Annotated in this window: 16 protein-coding genes; 6 read left to right on the top strand and 10 right to left on the bottom strand. The window is 58.0% G+C overall.

Going from position 1 to position 14883, the window contains the following annotated elements:
• Nucleotides 1-12: 12 nt before the first annotated feature.
• Both msrQ and msrP read right to left on the bottom strand, forming a co-directional pair.
• Complete coding sequence (gene msrQ, locus GGE33_RS26485; RefSeq protein ID WP_183830291.1) at nucleotides 13-666, bottom strand: protein-methionine-sulfoxide reductase heme-binding subunit MsrQ; 654 nt, start codon at nucleotides 664-666, stop codon at nucleotides 13-15.
• Between the two features lie 2 nt (nucleotides 667-668).
• On the bottom strand, nucleotides 669-1613 hold the full coding sequence (gene msrP / locus GGE33_RS26480) for a protein-methionine-sulfoxide reductase catalytic subunit MsrP (protein ID WP_183830287.1): 945 nt from the start codon (nucleotides 1611-1613) through the stop codon (nucleotides 669-671).
• Between the two features lie 193 nt (nucleotides 1614-1806).
• Here msrP and GGE33_RS26475 point away from each other — a divergent pair, with 193 nt between their 5' ends.
• Entirely contained in the window at nucleotides 1807-2220 is a 414-nt protein-coding gene (locus tag GGE33_RS26475) for a DUF4112 domain-containing protein (protein WP_183830284.1), read from the top strand.
• A 167-nt stretch (nucleotides 2221-2387) separates the two neighbouring features.
• Entirely contained in the window at nucleotides 2388-4223 is a 1836-nt protein-coding gene (gene ilvD, locus GGE33_RS26470) for a dihydroxy-acid dehydratase (protein WP_183830281.1), read from the top strand.
• A 69-nt stretch (nucleotides 4224-4292) separates the two neighbouring features.
• Here ilvD and GGE33_RS26465 read toward each other — a convergent pair whose 3' ends face one another.
• From GGE33_RS26465 to GGE33_RS26455, 3 genes are all read right to left on the bottom strand, one after another.
• Nucleotides 4293-5219 carry a bestrophin family protein gene (locus tag GGE33_RS26465; RefSeq protein WP_183830278.1) on the bottom strand — a complete coding sequence of 309 codons (927 nt, stop codon included), beginning with the start codon at nucleotides 5217-5219 and terminating at the stop codon, nucleotides 4293-4295.
• Nucleotides 5220-5471: 252 nt separating this feature from the next.
• Entirely contained in the window at nucleotides 5472-5825 is a 354-nt protein-coding gene (locus GGE33_RS26460) for a lysozyme inhibitor LprI family protein (RefSeq protein ID WP_394353705.1), read from the bottom strand.
• Nucleotides 5826-5858: 33 nt separating this feature from the next.
• Nucleotides 5859-6233 (bottom strand): YkvA family protein, encoded by a 375-nt coding sequence (locus GGE33_RS26455; protein WP_183830275.1) that lies wholly within the window; start codon nucleotides 6231-6233, stop codon nucleotides 5859-5861.
• A 126-nt stretch (nucleotides 6234-6359) separates the two neighbouring features.
• On the opposite strand from GGE33_RS26455, the gene GGE33_RS26450 reads away from it, so the two are divergent.
• Together GGE33_RS26450 and GGE33_RS26445 are read left to right on the top strand one after the other, a co-directional pair.
• The gene (locus GGE33_RS26450) at nucleotides 6360-7763 is read left to right on the top strand and encodes a DegQ family serine endoprotease (RefSeq protein WP_148145273.1); all 1404 of its coding nucleotides are present in this window, start codon (nucleotides 6360-6362) and stop codon (nucleotides 7761-7763) included.
• The gene (locus GGE33_RS26445) at nucleotides 7760-9076 is read left to right on the top strand and encodes a replication-associated recombination protein A (RefSeq protein ID WP_183830272.1); all 1317 of its coding nucleotides are present in this window, start codon (nucleotides 7760-7762) and stop codon (nucleotides 9074-9076) included. Before GGE33_RS26450 ends, GGE33_RS26445 begins: the two co-directional genes overlap by 4 nt.
• A gap of 9 nt (nucleotides 9077-9085) precedes the next feature.
• Here the strand turns inward: GGE33_RS26445 and GGE33_RS26440 are convergent, their stop codons facing one another.
• The 5 genes from GGE33_RS26440 to GGE33_RS26420 form a co-directional block, all read right to left on the bottom strand.
• Nucleotides 9086-9904: an alpha/beta hydrolase gene (locus tag GGE33_RS26440; RefSeq protein ID WP_210303965.1), complete on the bottom strand. Its 819-nt coding sequence runs from the start codon at nucleotides 9902-9904 to the stop codon at nucleotides 9086-9088.
• A gap of 150 nt (nucleotides 9905-10054) precedes the next feature.
• Nucleotides 10055-10357 carry a DUF1883 domain-containing protein gene (locus tag GGE33_RS26435; RefSeq protein WP_183830270.1) on the bottom strand — a complete coding sequence of 101 codons (303 nt, stop codon included), beginning with the start codon at nucleotides 10355-10357 and terminating at the stop codon, nucleotides 10055-10057.
• Between the two features lie 242 nt (nucleotides 10358-10599).
• The gene (locus tag GGE33_RS26430; protein ID WP_183830268.1) at nucleotides 10600-11601 is read right to left on the bottom strand and encodes a ketopantoate reductase family protein; all 1002 of its coding nucleotides are present in this window, start codon (nucleotides 11599-11601) and stop codon (nucleotides 10600-10602) included.
• Nucleotides 11602-11703: 102 nt separating this feature from the next.
• The gene (locus GGE33_RS26425; RefSeq protein WP_148145269.1) at nucleotides 11704-11919 is read right to left on the bottom strand and encodes a hypothetical protein; all 216 of its coding nucleotides are present in this window, start codon (nucleotides 11917-11919) and stop codon (nucleotides 11704-11706) included.
• Between the two features lie 79 nt (nucleotides 11920-11998).
• Nucleotides 11999-13093 carry an acyltransferase family protein gene (locus tag GGE33_RS26420; protein WP_183830318.1) on the bottom strand — a complete coding sequence of 365 codons (1095 nt, stop codon included), beginning with the start codon at nucleotides 13091-13093 and terminating at the stop codon, nucleotides 11999-12001.
• Nucleotides 13094-13462: 369 nt separating this feature from the next.
• On the opposite strand from GGE33_RS26420, the gene GGE33_RS26415 reads away from it, so the two are divergent.
• Both GGE33_RS26415 and GGE33_RS26410 read left to right on the top strand, forming a co-directional pair.
• Entirely contained in the window at nucleotides 13463-14098 is a 636-nt protein-coding gene (locus GGE33_RS26415; protein WP_148145268.1) for an outer membrane protein, read from the top strand.
• Nucleotides 14099-14454: 356 nt separating this feature from the next.
• A complete protein-coding gene (locus GGE33_RS26410; RefSeq protein ID WP_183830265.1) occupies nucleotides 14455-14835 on the top strand; it encodes a hypothetical protein in 381 nt (126 codons plus the stop codon).
• The last annotated feature ends 48 nt before the right edge of the window (nucleotides 14836-14883 follow it).

Below are 14883 nucleotides of genomic sequence, written 5' to 3'. Positions count from 1 at the left end.
TCTTCGGTGACGTCAGTGCGCGACCTGTGCCGGCTGACGTCGCCCGCGCTTCCAGTTCATCAGCGGCCGTCGGATAAGGCGGTAGGCGAGAAGGATTCCGATCAGCGCGATATGGGCGAATGGCCCCGATGTGACCGACTTGACCGCGAGCACATAATGGATCGCACCACCAATGGCGATAAGATAGATCAGCTTGTGCAGTCTTATCCAGCCTTGCCCCATCTTGCGGATCGACCAGTTGTTGGATGTCGCCGCCAGGGGGATAAGGCATAGCAGCGCGGCGAACCCGATGGTGATATAGGGCCGCCTTGCGATATCGCCGCCGACCGCCGCGAAATTGAGCTGCAGGTCGAGGAGCAGATAGACGGAAAAATGCATCAGCACATAATAGAAGGCGAGCAGCCCGAGCGCCCGTCGATAGCGCACCCAGTTGATGCCGAAGAGATCGCGCAACGGCGTGATCGCAAGGGTGGCGATGATCAGCCGCAAGGCCCATATGCCGAGAAGATGTTCGAATTCCTTGACCGGATTGAAGCCGAGCCCGCCCGTCGTCGCCTGATAGAAATACCAGGCGGCCGGACAGAGGCCGATCACGTAAAGTGTCCAGATGCTGGCCGCATGATATTTGCGCGGCAGGGCAGGGATGGCGGCTGAGAGGGACGCCATCTTTAGTAATTCGCCTTCAGGTCCATGCCGGAGTAAAGGCTCGCCACCTCGTTCGCATAGCCATTGAACGGCAGCGTATCGACCCGTTTCGTCCCGAAGAACCCGCCTTCACCGATCCGCTGCTCCGTCGCCTGGCTCCAGCGCGGATGATCCACCGCCGGGTTGACGTTGGAATAGAAGCCGTATTCCCGCGCATTTGAGTTCTTCCAGGTGGTCTGCGGCTGTTCTTCCACCAGCTTGATCTTGACGATCGACTTGATGCTCTTGAACCCGTACTTCCACGGAACGACAAGCCGGATCGGCGCGCCGTTCTGGTTCGGCAGCGTTTCGCCATAAAGGCCGACGGCAAGAATGGTCAGCGGATGCCGCGCCTCGTCCATTCTGAGGCCCTCGATATAGGGCCAAGGCAGGGGTTGGAAGAGGCCGCCTTGACCCGGCATTTCCTCCGGCCGCACCACGGTTTCGAAGGCCACATATTTGGCGCTGCCGAGCGGTTCTACCTGATCGATAATGGCCGAAAGCGGAAAACCGATCCAGGGGATGACCATCGACCACCCTTCGACGCAGCGCATCCGGTAGGTCCGGTCCTCAAGCTTCATCTTGAGGATTTCCTCAAGCCCGAATTCCTTCGGCTTGCCGACCATGCCCTCGACCTTCACCGACCACGGGGTCGGCTTGAAGGCGCCGGAGTTCTGCGAGGGATCTTCCTTGTTCACCCCGAATTCGTAGAAATTGTTATAGGTCGTCACCGCCTCCTTCGGCGTCAGCTTTTCATTCAGCTTGTAGGGGCCGGGCACTGTGCTCAAGGGCGCCGCCCAGGCATTCCCACCTGCCGCAAGACTGAAGCCGGCCGCTGCGGCCGCCCCGATGAAGCTGCGGCGGGAAAGATAGATATCCTTCGGCGTGATCTCCAAAGGTGAGATGTGAGGCGGACGATAGGCGGGCATGGGATGTCTCCTCGGGCGCGATGCCATTCCTTTGAACTATACGTAATCCCAAACAATACGGTTTCACAGAGGCTGGATTTTTCGTCGGAACCACGTTTGCGTGAGAAAAACCGCATATTCTCAGCCCGGCCATCTTGGAACCGACATCCACGATTCTCATTTGTAGCAGTGAATGAGTGTGGAGATTTGCCGGATGGCGACGAAGACCTGGGATGCCGCCAGCGGGCGGTTCGTCAAGGACGATCTGGATCACGTCGAAAAGCTCAAGCGCCTGCGCCGGCTGAACGGTATTGCGCGCCTGATGGATACGGCGATCCGCATTCCGGGTACCGGAATCCGTTTCGGCGCAGATTCCGTCTTCGGTCTCATTCCCGTAATCGGTGATGCGGGTGGAGCGCTGGTTGGTCTCTACCTCATCAACGAGGCGCGCCGCATGGGCGTGCCGTCCGCAAAACTCGTCCAGATGCTGGGCAATCTCGGTGTGGATGCCTTCGTCGGCAGCGTGCCGGTCGCGGGTGACCTGTTCGACCTTTTCTTCAAGTCGCATCGCCGAAATCTCGATATCATTCTCGATCATTTCGACTTGCGTCGTGAGGATTTACGATAGGGCGGAGATCGGCGCGGATAAGAACCGTACCGTACCGTACTGATTTATCGATAACCGGCAGTGACAGTGATCAGCAGTTGGTTTAGGACATTTTTCAAAAATGCGGCCTTTTGTGTCTCTGCCGAGGAGCGGGTAGACTATTGGCCTGATCGAGCGAGGAAAGACCTATGCCTGTTTATCGTTCCAGAACCACCACCCATGGCCGCAATATGGCCGGCGCACGCGGCCTTTGGCGCGCCACCGGCATGAAGGACGGCGATTTCGGTAAGCCGATTATTGCCGTGGTCAACTCGTTCACCCAGTTCGTGCCGGGCCACGTGCATCTGAAGGATCTCGGCCAGCTGGTTGCCCGCGAGATCGAAGCCGCCGGCGGCGTCGCCAAGGAATTCAACACGATCGCAGTCGATGACGGCATCGCCATGGGCCATGACGGCATGCTCTATTCGCTGCCGTCGCGCGAAATCATCGCCGACTCGGTCGAATACATGGTCAACGCCCACTGCGCCGATGCCATGGTCTGCATCTCCAATTGCGACAAGATCACCCCCGGCATGCTGAATGCCGCGATGCGCCTCAATATCCCGGCCGTGTTCGTCTCCGGTGGTCCGATGGAAGCCGGCAAGGCGACCGTGCATGGCAAGAAGGTTGCGCTCGATCTCGTTGACGCCATGGTTGCCGCAGCCGATGAGAGCTATACGGACGAGGAAGTCGAGACCATCGAACGCTCCGCCTGTCCCACCTGCGGCTCCTGCTCCGGCATGTTTACCGCCAATTCGATGAACTGCCTGACAGAGGCTCTGGGTCTGTCTCTGCCCGGCAACGGCTCGACACTCGCCACCCATTCCGATCGCAAGCGCCTTTTCGTTGAAGCCGGCCACCTGATCGTCGATCTCGCCCGCCGTTATTACGAGCAGGACGACACGAGCGTTCTGCCGCGCAACATCGCCACCAAGCAGGCTTTCGAGAACGCCATGTCGCTCGATATCGCCATGGGTGGCTCCACCAATACAGTGCTGCATATCCTGGCTGCTGCCTATGAAGGCGGCGTCGATTTCGGCATGGAAGATATCGATGCGCTGTCGCGCAAGGTGCCTTGCCTGTCCAAGGTCGCGCCTGCCAAGCAGGATGTCCACATGGAAGACGTCCACCGCGCCGGCGGCATCATGCGCATTCTCGGCGAACTCGACCGTGGTGGTCTGATCAACCGTGATTGCTTCACGGTCCATGAAGCAACGCTCGGCGATGCCATTGACCGCTGGGATATCACCCGAACGAATTCCGAAACCGTCCGCACCTTCTTCAAGGCCGCTCCCGGCGGCGTGCCGACCCAGGTTGCCTTCTCGCAGTCTTCTCGCTGGGATGAGCTCGACACCGATTCTGAAAAGGGTGTCATCCGCTCTGTCGAAAAGCCGTTTTCCAAGGACGGCGGTCTGGCCGTGCTCTACGGCAATATCGCTCTCGACGGCTGCATCGTCAAAACCGCGGGCGTCGATGAATCGATCCTGAAGTTCTCCGGCCCGGCCCGCGTGTTCGAAAGCCAGGACGCATCCGTCAAGGCCATACTCTCCAACGAGATCAAGGCCGGCGACGTCGTCGTCATCCGCTACGAAGGCCCCAAGGGCGGCCCCGGCATGCAGGAAATGCTCTACCCGACCAGCTATCTAAAGTCGAAGGGCCTCGGCAAGGCCTGCGCGCTGATCACCGACGGCCGCTTCTCTGGTGGCACCTCGGGCCTCTCGATCGGCCACGCCTCGCCGGAAGCCGCCCAGGGCGGTGCCATCGGTCTCGTGCAGGAAGGGGACCTGATCGAGATCGATATCCCGAACCGGACGATCAACCTCAAGGTCTCCGACGCCGAGCTTTCCGCCCGCCGTCACGAGCAGGACGCACTCGGCTGGAAGCCGGCCGCGCCTCGTAAGCGCAATGTCACGACGGCACTCAAGGCCTACGCCGCATTCGCAGCTTCTGCTGACAAGGGCGCGGTGCGGATACTGCCGGAATAAGAATTGCAGTCTCTCACAAAGAAAGGCCGGCGCATGCGCCGGCTTTTTGCGTTTCGACTGATCTCGAAATTACAGCAGAATGTGATCCACCGGCTTGGGCATGGGCGGCAGGTCCGTATCTCCCAGCATGCTGCGTAGGTCGATTTCGATCACGGTTGAGATGGCGGCAATCGGCAGGTCGTTTGGCAATGTCCCGAACGGCTCTTCCAGCTCATCACCAAGCGCATCGAGCCCGAAGAACGTATAGGCGACGAGACCTGCGGCTAGCGGCGTCGCCGGACCCAGCACATCGGCGAAGCCGAACGGCACCATGAAGCAGAACATGTGCGCCGTTCTATGGATGAGCAGCGTATAGCCGAACGGAACCGGCGTCGTTCTCAATCTTTCGCAGGCGGCGAGCGAGCCACTCAGTCGCGTCATTGTCCGGTCGAACAGCGAAAATTCGACATCGCTCAGCATGCCGTTTCGCTGCAGCTCGATCAGCTGGCGGCCGATAAGGTCGACGATATGGACGGGCGGATGCCTGGAGGCCTTGATCGCGTCGGACATCTCCTTCGGCAGGAGACGTACCGCACTGTTGTTCGGACAGTCGCCGCCGCGCAGGAATTTGACCAGCTCGTCGGCAAGTACGACGGTCAGAAGCAGGATGAGACGCCGTGCCTGACTTGCCTCCGCGCTGCGGGCCTCGAAAAGCTCCGTCTGCCGCGCAAGATCGCGGCTCGCCGCCAGCAGCTCCCCCCAGTTCTTGCGCGCTTCCCACCAGCGCTCGTAACAGGCGCTGTTGCGGAACGAAAGGAAGATCGATAGCGCGATGCCGATCAGCGTAAACGGCGCGCCGGCGACCGAAGGGACGAATTGCGGTGCGAGACGATGCGCGATGACGATAATCGCCGACATCGCGACGACGACGAGCATCTGGGGAAAGATCCGCTGGATGACGGAGCCGCGGTAGATGAAGAAAAGCTGCCCGAGCGTGGGGCGTTCACGAATGATCATGCTGAAATGCCGAATTGGCCGACGCTAATTGTCGATGACGGGAGGGGTGTTTCCGGACGCGGCCGGACCCGGTCATCCGCCGCCCTTGAGACACCCGCGCTCCCGTACGCTCCTTGGGAATCTCGTCCGCGACCAGACGACGCAGCAAGATTAGTCGATTGTCGGCAGCACCGCACCGGTCAAGCTTGGGCATGCGGCAGAAAGCCGCATGACTTCGCTCGATCGGATTGCGGCAGATCATTGCACGCCGAATTAAAGCGGTCGGCTGAGCCCTTCAAAGGCTTGCGTGAGCTGCTTCATGCGCTCTTCATAGGCTGCCATCAGGCAAGCGACATCGCCGCCGCAGGCCTGGCGCTTTTTCAGCCATGCGCTCTGTTCGTCACGAAGTGCGTCTCGGGTTCCCATGGCAAGCAGGCTGGTGAGGATATCGAAAGTCGTGGCCATCTTCACATCCGCGTCGTTGAGCACGCGCGTATCGCAGATCGCCTTTTCATCGGCGGCAAGATCGGTCCGTTCGCAGTCGAAACTCGCAGCAGATGCAGGAATGGGAAGGGTGGGGGCGATGAGAAAGCTCATTACGCCCAAAACAGCCAGTCTCGATTTCATCGTCCATGCTCCTGATCTTGCGCCGGAGACCGGTCAGAAGAACTTCTTCAGGCTCCAGACCATGAAGATGATGCAGGCAAGCCATATGGCAAGGATGAAGGCGAGACCCGACCGACTGACGGGACGCCCCGACCGTTGTTCGGCCGCCAGACGGAACTCCGACATCAGCTCCTGCGGCACAAGCCGGATGGCGATGAGGATGCCGACCGGCACCAGAATGAGATCGTCGAGATAACCGAGAACGGGAATGAAGTCGGGGATAAGGTCGATAGGGGAGAGCGCGTAGGCCGCCACTGCTCCTGCCACCAGTTTGGCGCTCAGCGGCACGCGCGGGTCACGGGCGGCAAGCCACAGGGCGACGATATCGCGCTTGAGGGCCTTTGCCCATGCTTTTGCCTTTTTCAGCATCTTCTTATCTCGGTTGAGGCCGCTACCCTATAGACGAACGAATGCCCGTTTTGTCTGGCAAGGTCACCTTTATTTTCCAGCCTCCGGCGCTAAAACTCGATCCGGAAATTCGCAAAGAGGAATCACATGCCCAACCTGCTCAAGCGTCTCTCGGTCGGTCTTCTCGTCCTAGCCGTGGTTTGTCCCGTAACCGCCTATGCGCAGGACAGCAAAGCGGTCCCCCAGAGCCGTCAGGAGATGCAGCTGTCCTTCGCGCCGCTCGTCAAGCAGACGGCCGGTGCCGTGGTCAATGTCTATGCCGAACGCCTCGTGCAGCGCCCGAACATGATGACAGGCGACCCCTTTTTCGATCAGTTCTTCGGCCAGCGCATGCCGAACAGATCGGAAAAGCAGTCCTCTCTCGGCTCCGGCGTGATCCTCTCGCATAACGGTCTCGTGGTCACCAACAATCACGTCATCCAGGGCGCCGACGACATCAAGATCGCGCTCGCCGATGGCCGCGAGTTCCCTTGCGAGCTGGTGCTCAAGGATGAGAGCGTCGATCTCGCGGTCCTGCGGATCAAGAGTAAGGAGAATTTCCCGGTGCTTGGCATCGCCGATTCCGACCGCACCGAGGTCGGTGATCTGGTTCTGGCGATCGGCAATCCCTTCGGTGTCGGCCAGACCGTCACCAGCGGCATCGTTTCGGCGCTTGCCCGCAATCAGGTGTCGAGCGGTGATTTCGGCTTCTTCATCCAAACGGACGCATCCATCAATCCGGGCAATTCCGGCGGCGCGCTGATGAACATGAATGGCGAGCTGATCGGTATCAATACGGCGATCTTTTCCCGTGGCGGCGGCTCGAATGGTGTCGGTTTCGCAATCCCCGCCAATCTCGTGAAGGCCTTCCTCGTTGCTGCCGAAGAGGGCAAGACAACGTTTGAGCGGCCCTATGTCGGTGCGACCTTCGATGCCGTCACGTCCGATGTCGCCGAAGCACTTGGCCTGAAAGCCGCCCGCGGCGCACTGGTGGTTCGCACCGTCGAAGGTGGCCCGGCGGATAAGGCTGGCCTCAAGCCGGGCGAAGTGATCACTGCCGTCAATGGCGTTGCAGTCGAGCATCCCGATGCCCTCGGTTACCGCCTGACCACGGCCGGTCTCGGCAAAAAGGCGGATCTGACGGTCCAGACAAGTGACGGGCAGCGGGAGATGACGCTGGTGTTGAACACCGCCCCTGAAACCACGCCGCGCGACGAGCGCTTGATGGAGGGCCGCAACCCGTTTTCCGGCCTGCATGTTGCGAACCTATCGCCCAAGCTTGCAACCGAGCTTCACCTGTCGACCGAAAAGACCGGCGTCGTCGTGACCGATGTCACCCGCGGATCGCCTTCTGCACGTCTTGGTTTCCAGCCGAACGACATCATCGTTTCCATCAATGGCAGCACGGTCAACACCACCAAGACGCTCGAAGACATGCTGGATGCTGACCCGAGCTTCTGGCGCGTCGAAATCGAGCGTGGCGGCCAGCGTATCCGGCAATTCTTCCGATGAGCAACGACCTGTTCTCTCCCAGTATTCCAGATGATGTCGCCAGCCGGAGACCGCTGGCCGACAGGTTGCGCCCGACCTCGCTCAGCGAGGTCACCGGCCAGTCACATCTGACGGGAGAGGACGGTGTGCTGCGCCGCATGATCGCATCCGGCACGCTTGGCTCGATGATCTTCTGGGGACCGCCGGGAACGGGAAAGACGACCGTTGCCCGGCTTCTGTCCGGAGAGACGGGCCTCGCCTTCGAGCAGATTTCGGCGATATTTTCGGGCGTCGCCGACTTGAAGAAGGTTTTCGAGATGGCCCGCCTGCGCCGGATGGACGGGCGACAGACGCTTCTCTTCGTCGACGAGATCCATCGGTTCAACCGCGCCCAGCAGGATAGCTTCCTGCCGGTCATTGAGGATGGCACCGTGATCCTTGTCGGCGCGACGACCGAAAATCCGAGCTTCGAACTGAATGCCGCTCTCCTGTCACGTGCCCGCGTCCTGACATTCAGGGCGCATGACGAGGAGAGCCTGGAGGAACTTCTCAAGCGTGCCGAAGATGTGGAGAAAAAGCCGCTACCGCTCGATGACGAAGCACGGGCGACACTCATCCGCATGGCGGATGGCGACGGCCGTGCAGTCTTGACGCTGGCGGAAGAAGTCTGGCGCGCCGCAAGGGTAGGGGAAGTCTTCGATACGGCCGGCCTGACCGAGATCGTCCAGCGCCGCGCTCCGATCTATGACAAGGGGCAGGACGGTCATTACAATCTGATCTCGGCCCTGCATAAAGCCGTTCGCGGCTCCGATCCCGATGCCGCACTCTATTATCTCGCCCGTATGTTCGATGCCGGTGAGGATCCGCTCTATCTCGGTCGACGCCTGGTCAGGATGGCGATCGAGGACATCGGCCTTGCCGATCCGCAGGCGCTCGTCGTCTGCAATGCCGCCAAGGATGCCTACGATTATCTCGGTTCGCCGGAGGGCGAACTGGCGCTCGCCAATGCCTGCGTCTATCTCGCAACCGCTCCGAAATCCAATGCCGTCTATACCGCCTTCAAGTCGGCAATGCGGGCGGCCAGGGAAAACGGCTCGCTTCTGCCGCCCAAACACATCCTCAATGCACCGACCAAGCTGATGAAGCAGGAAGGCTATAGCGACGGCTATCGCTATGACCACGATGAGCCGGATGCCTTTTCCGGCCAGAACTATTTCCCCGAGAAAATGGGCCGCCAGACGTTTTACGACCCGCCGGAGCGTGGTTTCGAGCGTGAGATCCGGAAACGGCTGGAGTGGTGGTCGAAACTGCGCAGGGAACGCGGCGAACCCTGATGTCTTGGCCTAGAGATGCCGTTCTATCCATTGCTCCGCGAGGCTCGCCCAGGACGCATGGGTGCCGGACTTGTCTCTGAGCGCAAAACCGTGAGGGGCCGTCCCGAAGATATGGGCATCCACCTCACGCTTGGCCTGCCGGGCCGATCGGATTAGGTTGAGCACGTGATCCACCGGCACGGATTGATCATGCAACGCATAGGCAAGAAATAGTGGTATATTTGGCATTCCGTGCGGTATCGCCGCTATCCCGATCGGCCAGTCATCGTAAAAGGCCTGTTTCTCGACCGGAGGATAGTCTGGTTTTCCTTCAGGCGATTTGTAATCCCGGTGATTGGCGTTTACCGGTGCATAGGCGATGATCGCACCTTTTGCTGCAAGCGGATGATTTTGGCAGGCCATCACGCCAGCGAGGTGCCCTCCTGACGAAAGGCCGACATGGAAAAGCGACAGATGCGGGCTATTTTTATGCAGATAATCGAGGCAGGAAAGCGAGTCGGTTAGTGCAACATCCTTGGGATGCAGACCTTCCTCGGCTTGGGAGCCCGGCAGGCGATGCGTCACGACATAGGCGTCGATAGAAAGCGAATTCAGCCAAAGTGCGACCTCGACGCCTTCCTTGTCATGCATCAGCTTCAGATATCCGCCGCCGGGATAGATCAATGCCTGCGCTTTCGGCTTCGTGACTTTATAGACATGTAGTTCCAGCCGCCGGACAATCTCATAACTCCGGTCAGGCCACGAGCCGCTCAGCTGGTTAGCCGCCTCGTTTGAGAGGGGAATAACGTTTCCATCCATGCTGGTCTCGATATGTTGCAATTCCGCCAAAGCTGTATCCTCCCATGCAGCATGCTCATCACGACCTGGTGAGAGCAGGCCGCATGGTGTTCACAGAACGCATGGCGATCAAGATGATGAGATTACGCATCTTGACGCATCATGCGCCCACGCGTCCGTATAATTTGATCACGAAACCTGCTATTGTGGGCTTTGCATCGCTGGAGCGGGAATAAGTTTGACAGAAGATTCCGCCAATCCATGGTGGCCTTCGGTATCGACGATCAAGTGCCAGTGCCCATTTTCTGGGATGACCAGCCGAACCGGCGATTTGCGCGCAATGCCGCCGGCATATTTGAAATCGAGTCGTTCTGTAAATCGCTGATAGTTCACCGCATTCATGAGGCGAATATTGTTTACCGCACTCAATGTCACCTCGATCGCGGTGCCCGCGCGCTGTGATTTGAGATCGTAATGGGTAAAACGGAAATTTGGTCCCGTCATGTAAGTCTCTTTGCTACCCCGTCCAGGTTTGCGCAACTTTAGCGGCTGTCGGGTTAAGGATTGGTGGAACCTAACCCTTGCTGGTGGGTTATATTGGTGAATGGCGAAGCTGAGAGCGATCGATGCAGTTGCCAGAGGAATAAAGCCGGTGGTGCCCGTCCCCTGTGCCGCCCGACAATAAAAATGAGACATATAATTAGAACCTCGCCGCGTCCCCTCGGCGAGGTTTCTTTTGCGCTGAGTTATCTCCGATTTTCGACATTGAGCTGTTGAGCGAGTGTCAATATTGTGTCGCAGATTGGTGTCGGGACATTCGCAAGCTTTCCAAGTTCGACCACCATCCCGTTGAGCGGAATGATTTCCAGCGCCTTGCCGGCAATCAGGTCCTGAAGCATGGACGTCTTGACCGGGCCAAAGCCGTTGGCGCTAGCAAACTGTTCGTCTGCTGATCGTTGGAACCGGCAACCGAGCGCGATACCGACCGCCTGCACCTCGTTCATGATCTTGCGAACCATCTGCGCCAATTCTGGATTGGCCATCAGGTCGACCATCAGTGTCCGCGTCAACGCGCTGATCGGATTGAACGCGGCATTGCCCCTAAGCTTGGACCAGATCTCGTCGCGGATGCGCGCAGTCGGTCGGATATCGAGACCGGCCTGACCGAGCAGGTCTGCAACGGCCTGCAAGTCGGCGGAGAGATTGCCGTTTGGTTCTCCGAGGAAGAAATGGCCCTTGCCGTTGAGCTTGGTACGGCCGGGCTGGATCACTTCGGCGCCTTGGTAGGCCACGCAACCAATGACGCGCTTGGGATTGATCAGCGTCCACAATTTGCCGTCCGGATCAAGTTGCGGCAATTGTCGTTCTGCAAATCCGCTTGTCTCATCCTGATGGAAGTACCACCACGGTATACCATTGAGGATCATCATCACCCGCGTTTGGGGGTGAAGCAGAGATGCGATGCCGTCGGCTGCTGCTGAAAGCTGATGCCCCTTCAGGCCGGTGATCACGAGATCCTGCGGTGGAAGGCTTGAAGGATCGTCAGTTGCCGTAACTCGTGCTGAAATCGCAGGAAAAGCCTCGTTGTCATATATGACACTCAAGCCCTGTTCTTGAATTGCGGCGAGTTGTGCCCCTCGGGCAATGACGGAAACGTCCACCTTCCCTTCAAGGGCATGCGCGATATTTGCCGCAAACGCCCCTCCAAGTGCGCCTGCGCCATAAATGCAAATTGTCTTTATGCTCATCGTCCCTCGCTGCATTCCAATTGTCTGAGGCAGGGTAGAGCAGCGAGGGCCGCAAGGTGAAGGAGTTTTTGTAATAATTCAATTTCTGCGTAGCGCCGCAGGTCAGTGAGGTCGAAGGATTGGCAAGAGTTCGTTTCGCCTCAACTCATCTATCGCGACCACAGCTTCGTCGAGAGGCCATCCTGCATCGAGTGCCGCGGAAAGCATCTTGAGCTCGGCCTCCTGCTCAAGGGCCAGAAACAACGGCTCAAGAGCCTCCTGGACCGTGAGAACATGGTCTTTCGGCGAGGCGACGGATTGGCGTGCGTCGTTCGGCATGGATGCAGTTCTCCTCTCTTTTTTGCGCGAATCCCTGTCAATTTCCCGGGAACGGAAAAAGTTCCCGTCGAAACCTCTTTTATTTTTGAACTAGTGCTGGCCGGTGGAGAATTCGCCTCTTGAAGCGTTTCTGTAATGGCTGGTCGAGCCAAATCGTCACGCACCATGAAATGGCGACGATCAAGGTGACGAGAGCAATGCCCGAAAATGGCATCATTTCGGGGTTGGCGATACCGGGAGCGATAACATGCGCCCAGTCAAGCAATGGAGTATGCAGTACATAGACGGCATAGGAGGCGACCCCGAGAAAATTCGCGACGGATGAGGTCCTCGGGCCGGGCACGATCGCACTCGCCCAGTAGAGTAGTATCGGCCAGACGAAGAAAACGACAAGCAGGTCGAAGATCCATCGCCAGTCCCGTGGAGTCGGGAACGCGAGTACAAGCATCAGTATCCCAAGGCAAAGGAGTGCGTGTACCGGTCGCATCACGGGCATCTTGCGACGGTAGCGATAGATCAGCATCCCCATGGAGAATGAAAAGAAGACGCGAGCCATACCTGCATACATTTCATGCCAGCGGAAACCGGCATGCAGACGCTCGAATTGCAGGGCGGCCACCACCAGAAGTATAGCGCTTATTGCGAGCACGATGCCAATCTGGATCAGCGTAGCCCGCGCCCCCCGCAGAGCATAGGCCATGTTTGCAACAAGTTCGTTGAACAGCGACCATGCCGGATGGACCAGGAAAAGCGCCGCGTTGAACGAGATGGTGACAGGCGAGGGAAGGAAGAAAAGCCCGGTTGCGAAAGCAAGCAGAAGTTCGTTCGGGATCACATGTTCGTCTGCCATGACCGGAAGGCCCGCAAGATACATATGAATGTAGTACGCCGTAACCAGCGCCAGCGCGATCGCATAAAGGGGATAAAGTCTCAGTAGCCGGGCTTTCATGAATTGTAGCGGTGAAATCCGCCCTTCTGAAAGCGAAGCGCCGTAGGCATGGGCAAGCACAAAGCCACTTAAGGCGAAAAATAGATCGACCCCCAGATAGCTGGAGGGTAAGGCGTCTCCCAGCAGATCCTCGGCATGACGCTGGATGATGAATATCGCAGCAATGCCCCTCAACCCGTCGAGGAGGACAAAACGGTCTCTGGCTGATCGTTTTCCTGTTTCCATAATACCCCGAGGGTTGCTGTCTGGCGGACTCGATAGGATTCCGAACAAGATAGTATCCAACGTTGCGCCGGCCAGATCTTTCGCTGATTTGGCTTCTGGAATTTGTCTAGGCTGACAATGAATTGTCAGACGAAATGCGGCCCTCAACCCCCTCGCGATGTCGTGAATGCCCGGTGCAAGCCTTTCTGTGGTGACACCGGTCGCAGTTAATGGAGTGTTTATAAATTCGTGAAATTAGAAGGCAATCGGTGCGGGATCGCACATGCGGCCGGGGGTAGGGCAAATCCGCATGAGTGACCCGAGGCTTAAGAGCTGGATGTATCGCCTGCCCATCCACCAGACGCAGGCTGTGTATGGAGTAAATCTATTATGAACAACAAGCCCTTCGCGCTGGCTCTTGCCGCCGTTTTCGTTTCCGGCTCTGTAATGTCGGTATCTGCTGCTGACCTGACCAGCTCCTATGAGCCGCCCGCTTACAACGAGCCTTCTGGCCCGTCCTCCGACTGGAGTGGCGCTTACGTTGGTCTGAATGCCGGTACCGCTTCCGACAAGCTGAACCCGTTCTCGAGTTCCTCTGAATTCACGGGCGGCATTCATGGCGGTTACAACACCGAAATCAATGGTGTTGTGGTTGGTGGTGAAGCCGAGCTCTCCCATCTCGGTGATGCGGAAGTTGGTGTGCGCGGCGGTACGCTGAAGGAACGTTACCGCGTCGCAGCCAAGGGTAAGGTTGGTGCACCGCTTGGCAATACGCTGGTTTACGGTACCGCCGGTGTGGCAATGACCAGCCTGCGTGACAACGGTGCGACTGAAGGCCCGGATGGCTGGAAGCCTGGCTGGCTGGTCGGCGCAGGTGTCGAGCAGAAGATCACCGGCAATCTCTCGGGTCGGGTCGAATACAACTATACCCAGACCAACGATGTACGCAGCTTCCGTGCTGGCACGACTTCCGAGAAGGATATCGGCGACCACACGATCAAGGCCGGCGTAAACTACCGGTTCTAAAAATATCGAGCTTCAAGGCTCGCGAATGAAATGACGATGGCGTCGCATACCTTAGGGTCTGCGGCGCCATTTTCGTTTGTCTTGAACGAAATGTGTGGGCTACGGGCGTCGGCTGCATGAATAAGCGGTGGGCTGCTGCTGGAGCCGATAATCAGGCGATCCGCAATAATTAAGTTTTCTGATTACAGAAATTATACTTGAGTATAGATTCATAAATTTATGTTTTTTTCCGTTTTAATTATGAGGAATCACCAATAAATCGAATTGTTTTTGACGTTTGTCACTGTTTTTCAAGTATTTGTACTTGGTTATTTTCGATGCATTAATTCATCTGGGATCTTCTGTCGACACTGCAGGTGAGCCTGCTTGAGCCGTCGCATGATGCGCGCACCCAATCCTCAGTCATTTCTGTGACGCCGCTGCACATTCAGTTGCGGTTATGGCGCATTTCCGACCCTGTCGATTTCATAGGTACTATTACGATGTTGAAGCATATACGCATCAGAACCAAGATCCTTCTGTCCATCGGCGTATTGGCGCTTATCTCTCTCTGCGGAGTGTCCTATCTCACTTACAAGTTCGATGAAGCCAGTCTCGCCTATAACGAATTTCTAAATACCGAAGCGAAGGCTGCCCTGTTGTCGGCAAGAGCAAGCTCCGGCGTCAACGGTGCCGCCGTTCGCCTGGGCCGCTGGAGTTGCCCCTTAAAAACCGGACAGGATCAGCTTTCGGTTTGACGGTTTAAGAACTCACGAGGCGAGCAATACCCCAATGCCTTATGCGGG

Origin of the sequence: Aliirhizobium cellulosilyticum, from assembly GCF_014198105.1 — a bacterium.
In the GTDB taxonomy this organism is placed as follows: Bacteria; Pseudomonadota; Alphaproteobacteria; order Rhizobiales; family Rhizobiaceae; genus Neorhizobium; species Neorhizobium cellulosilyticum.
Note: the sequence above shows the minus strand (reverse complement) of the source record. Positions and strands in the feature narration are given on the sequence as shown.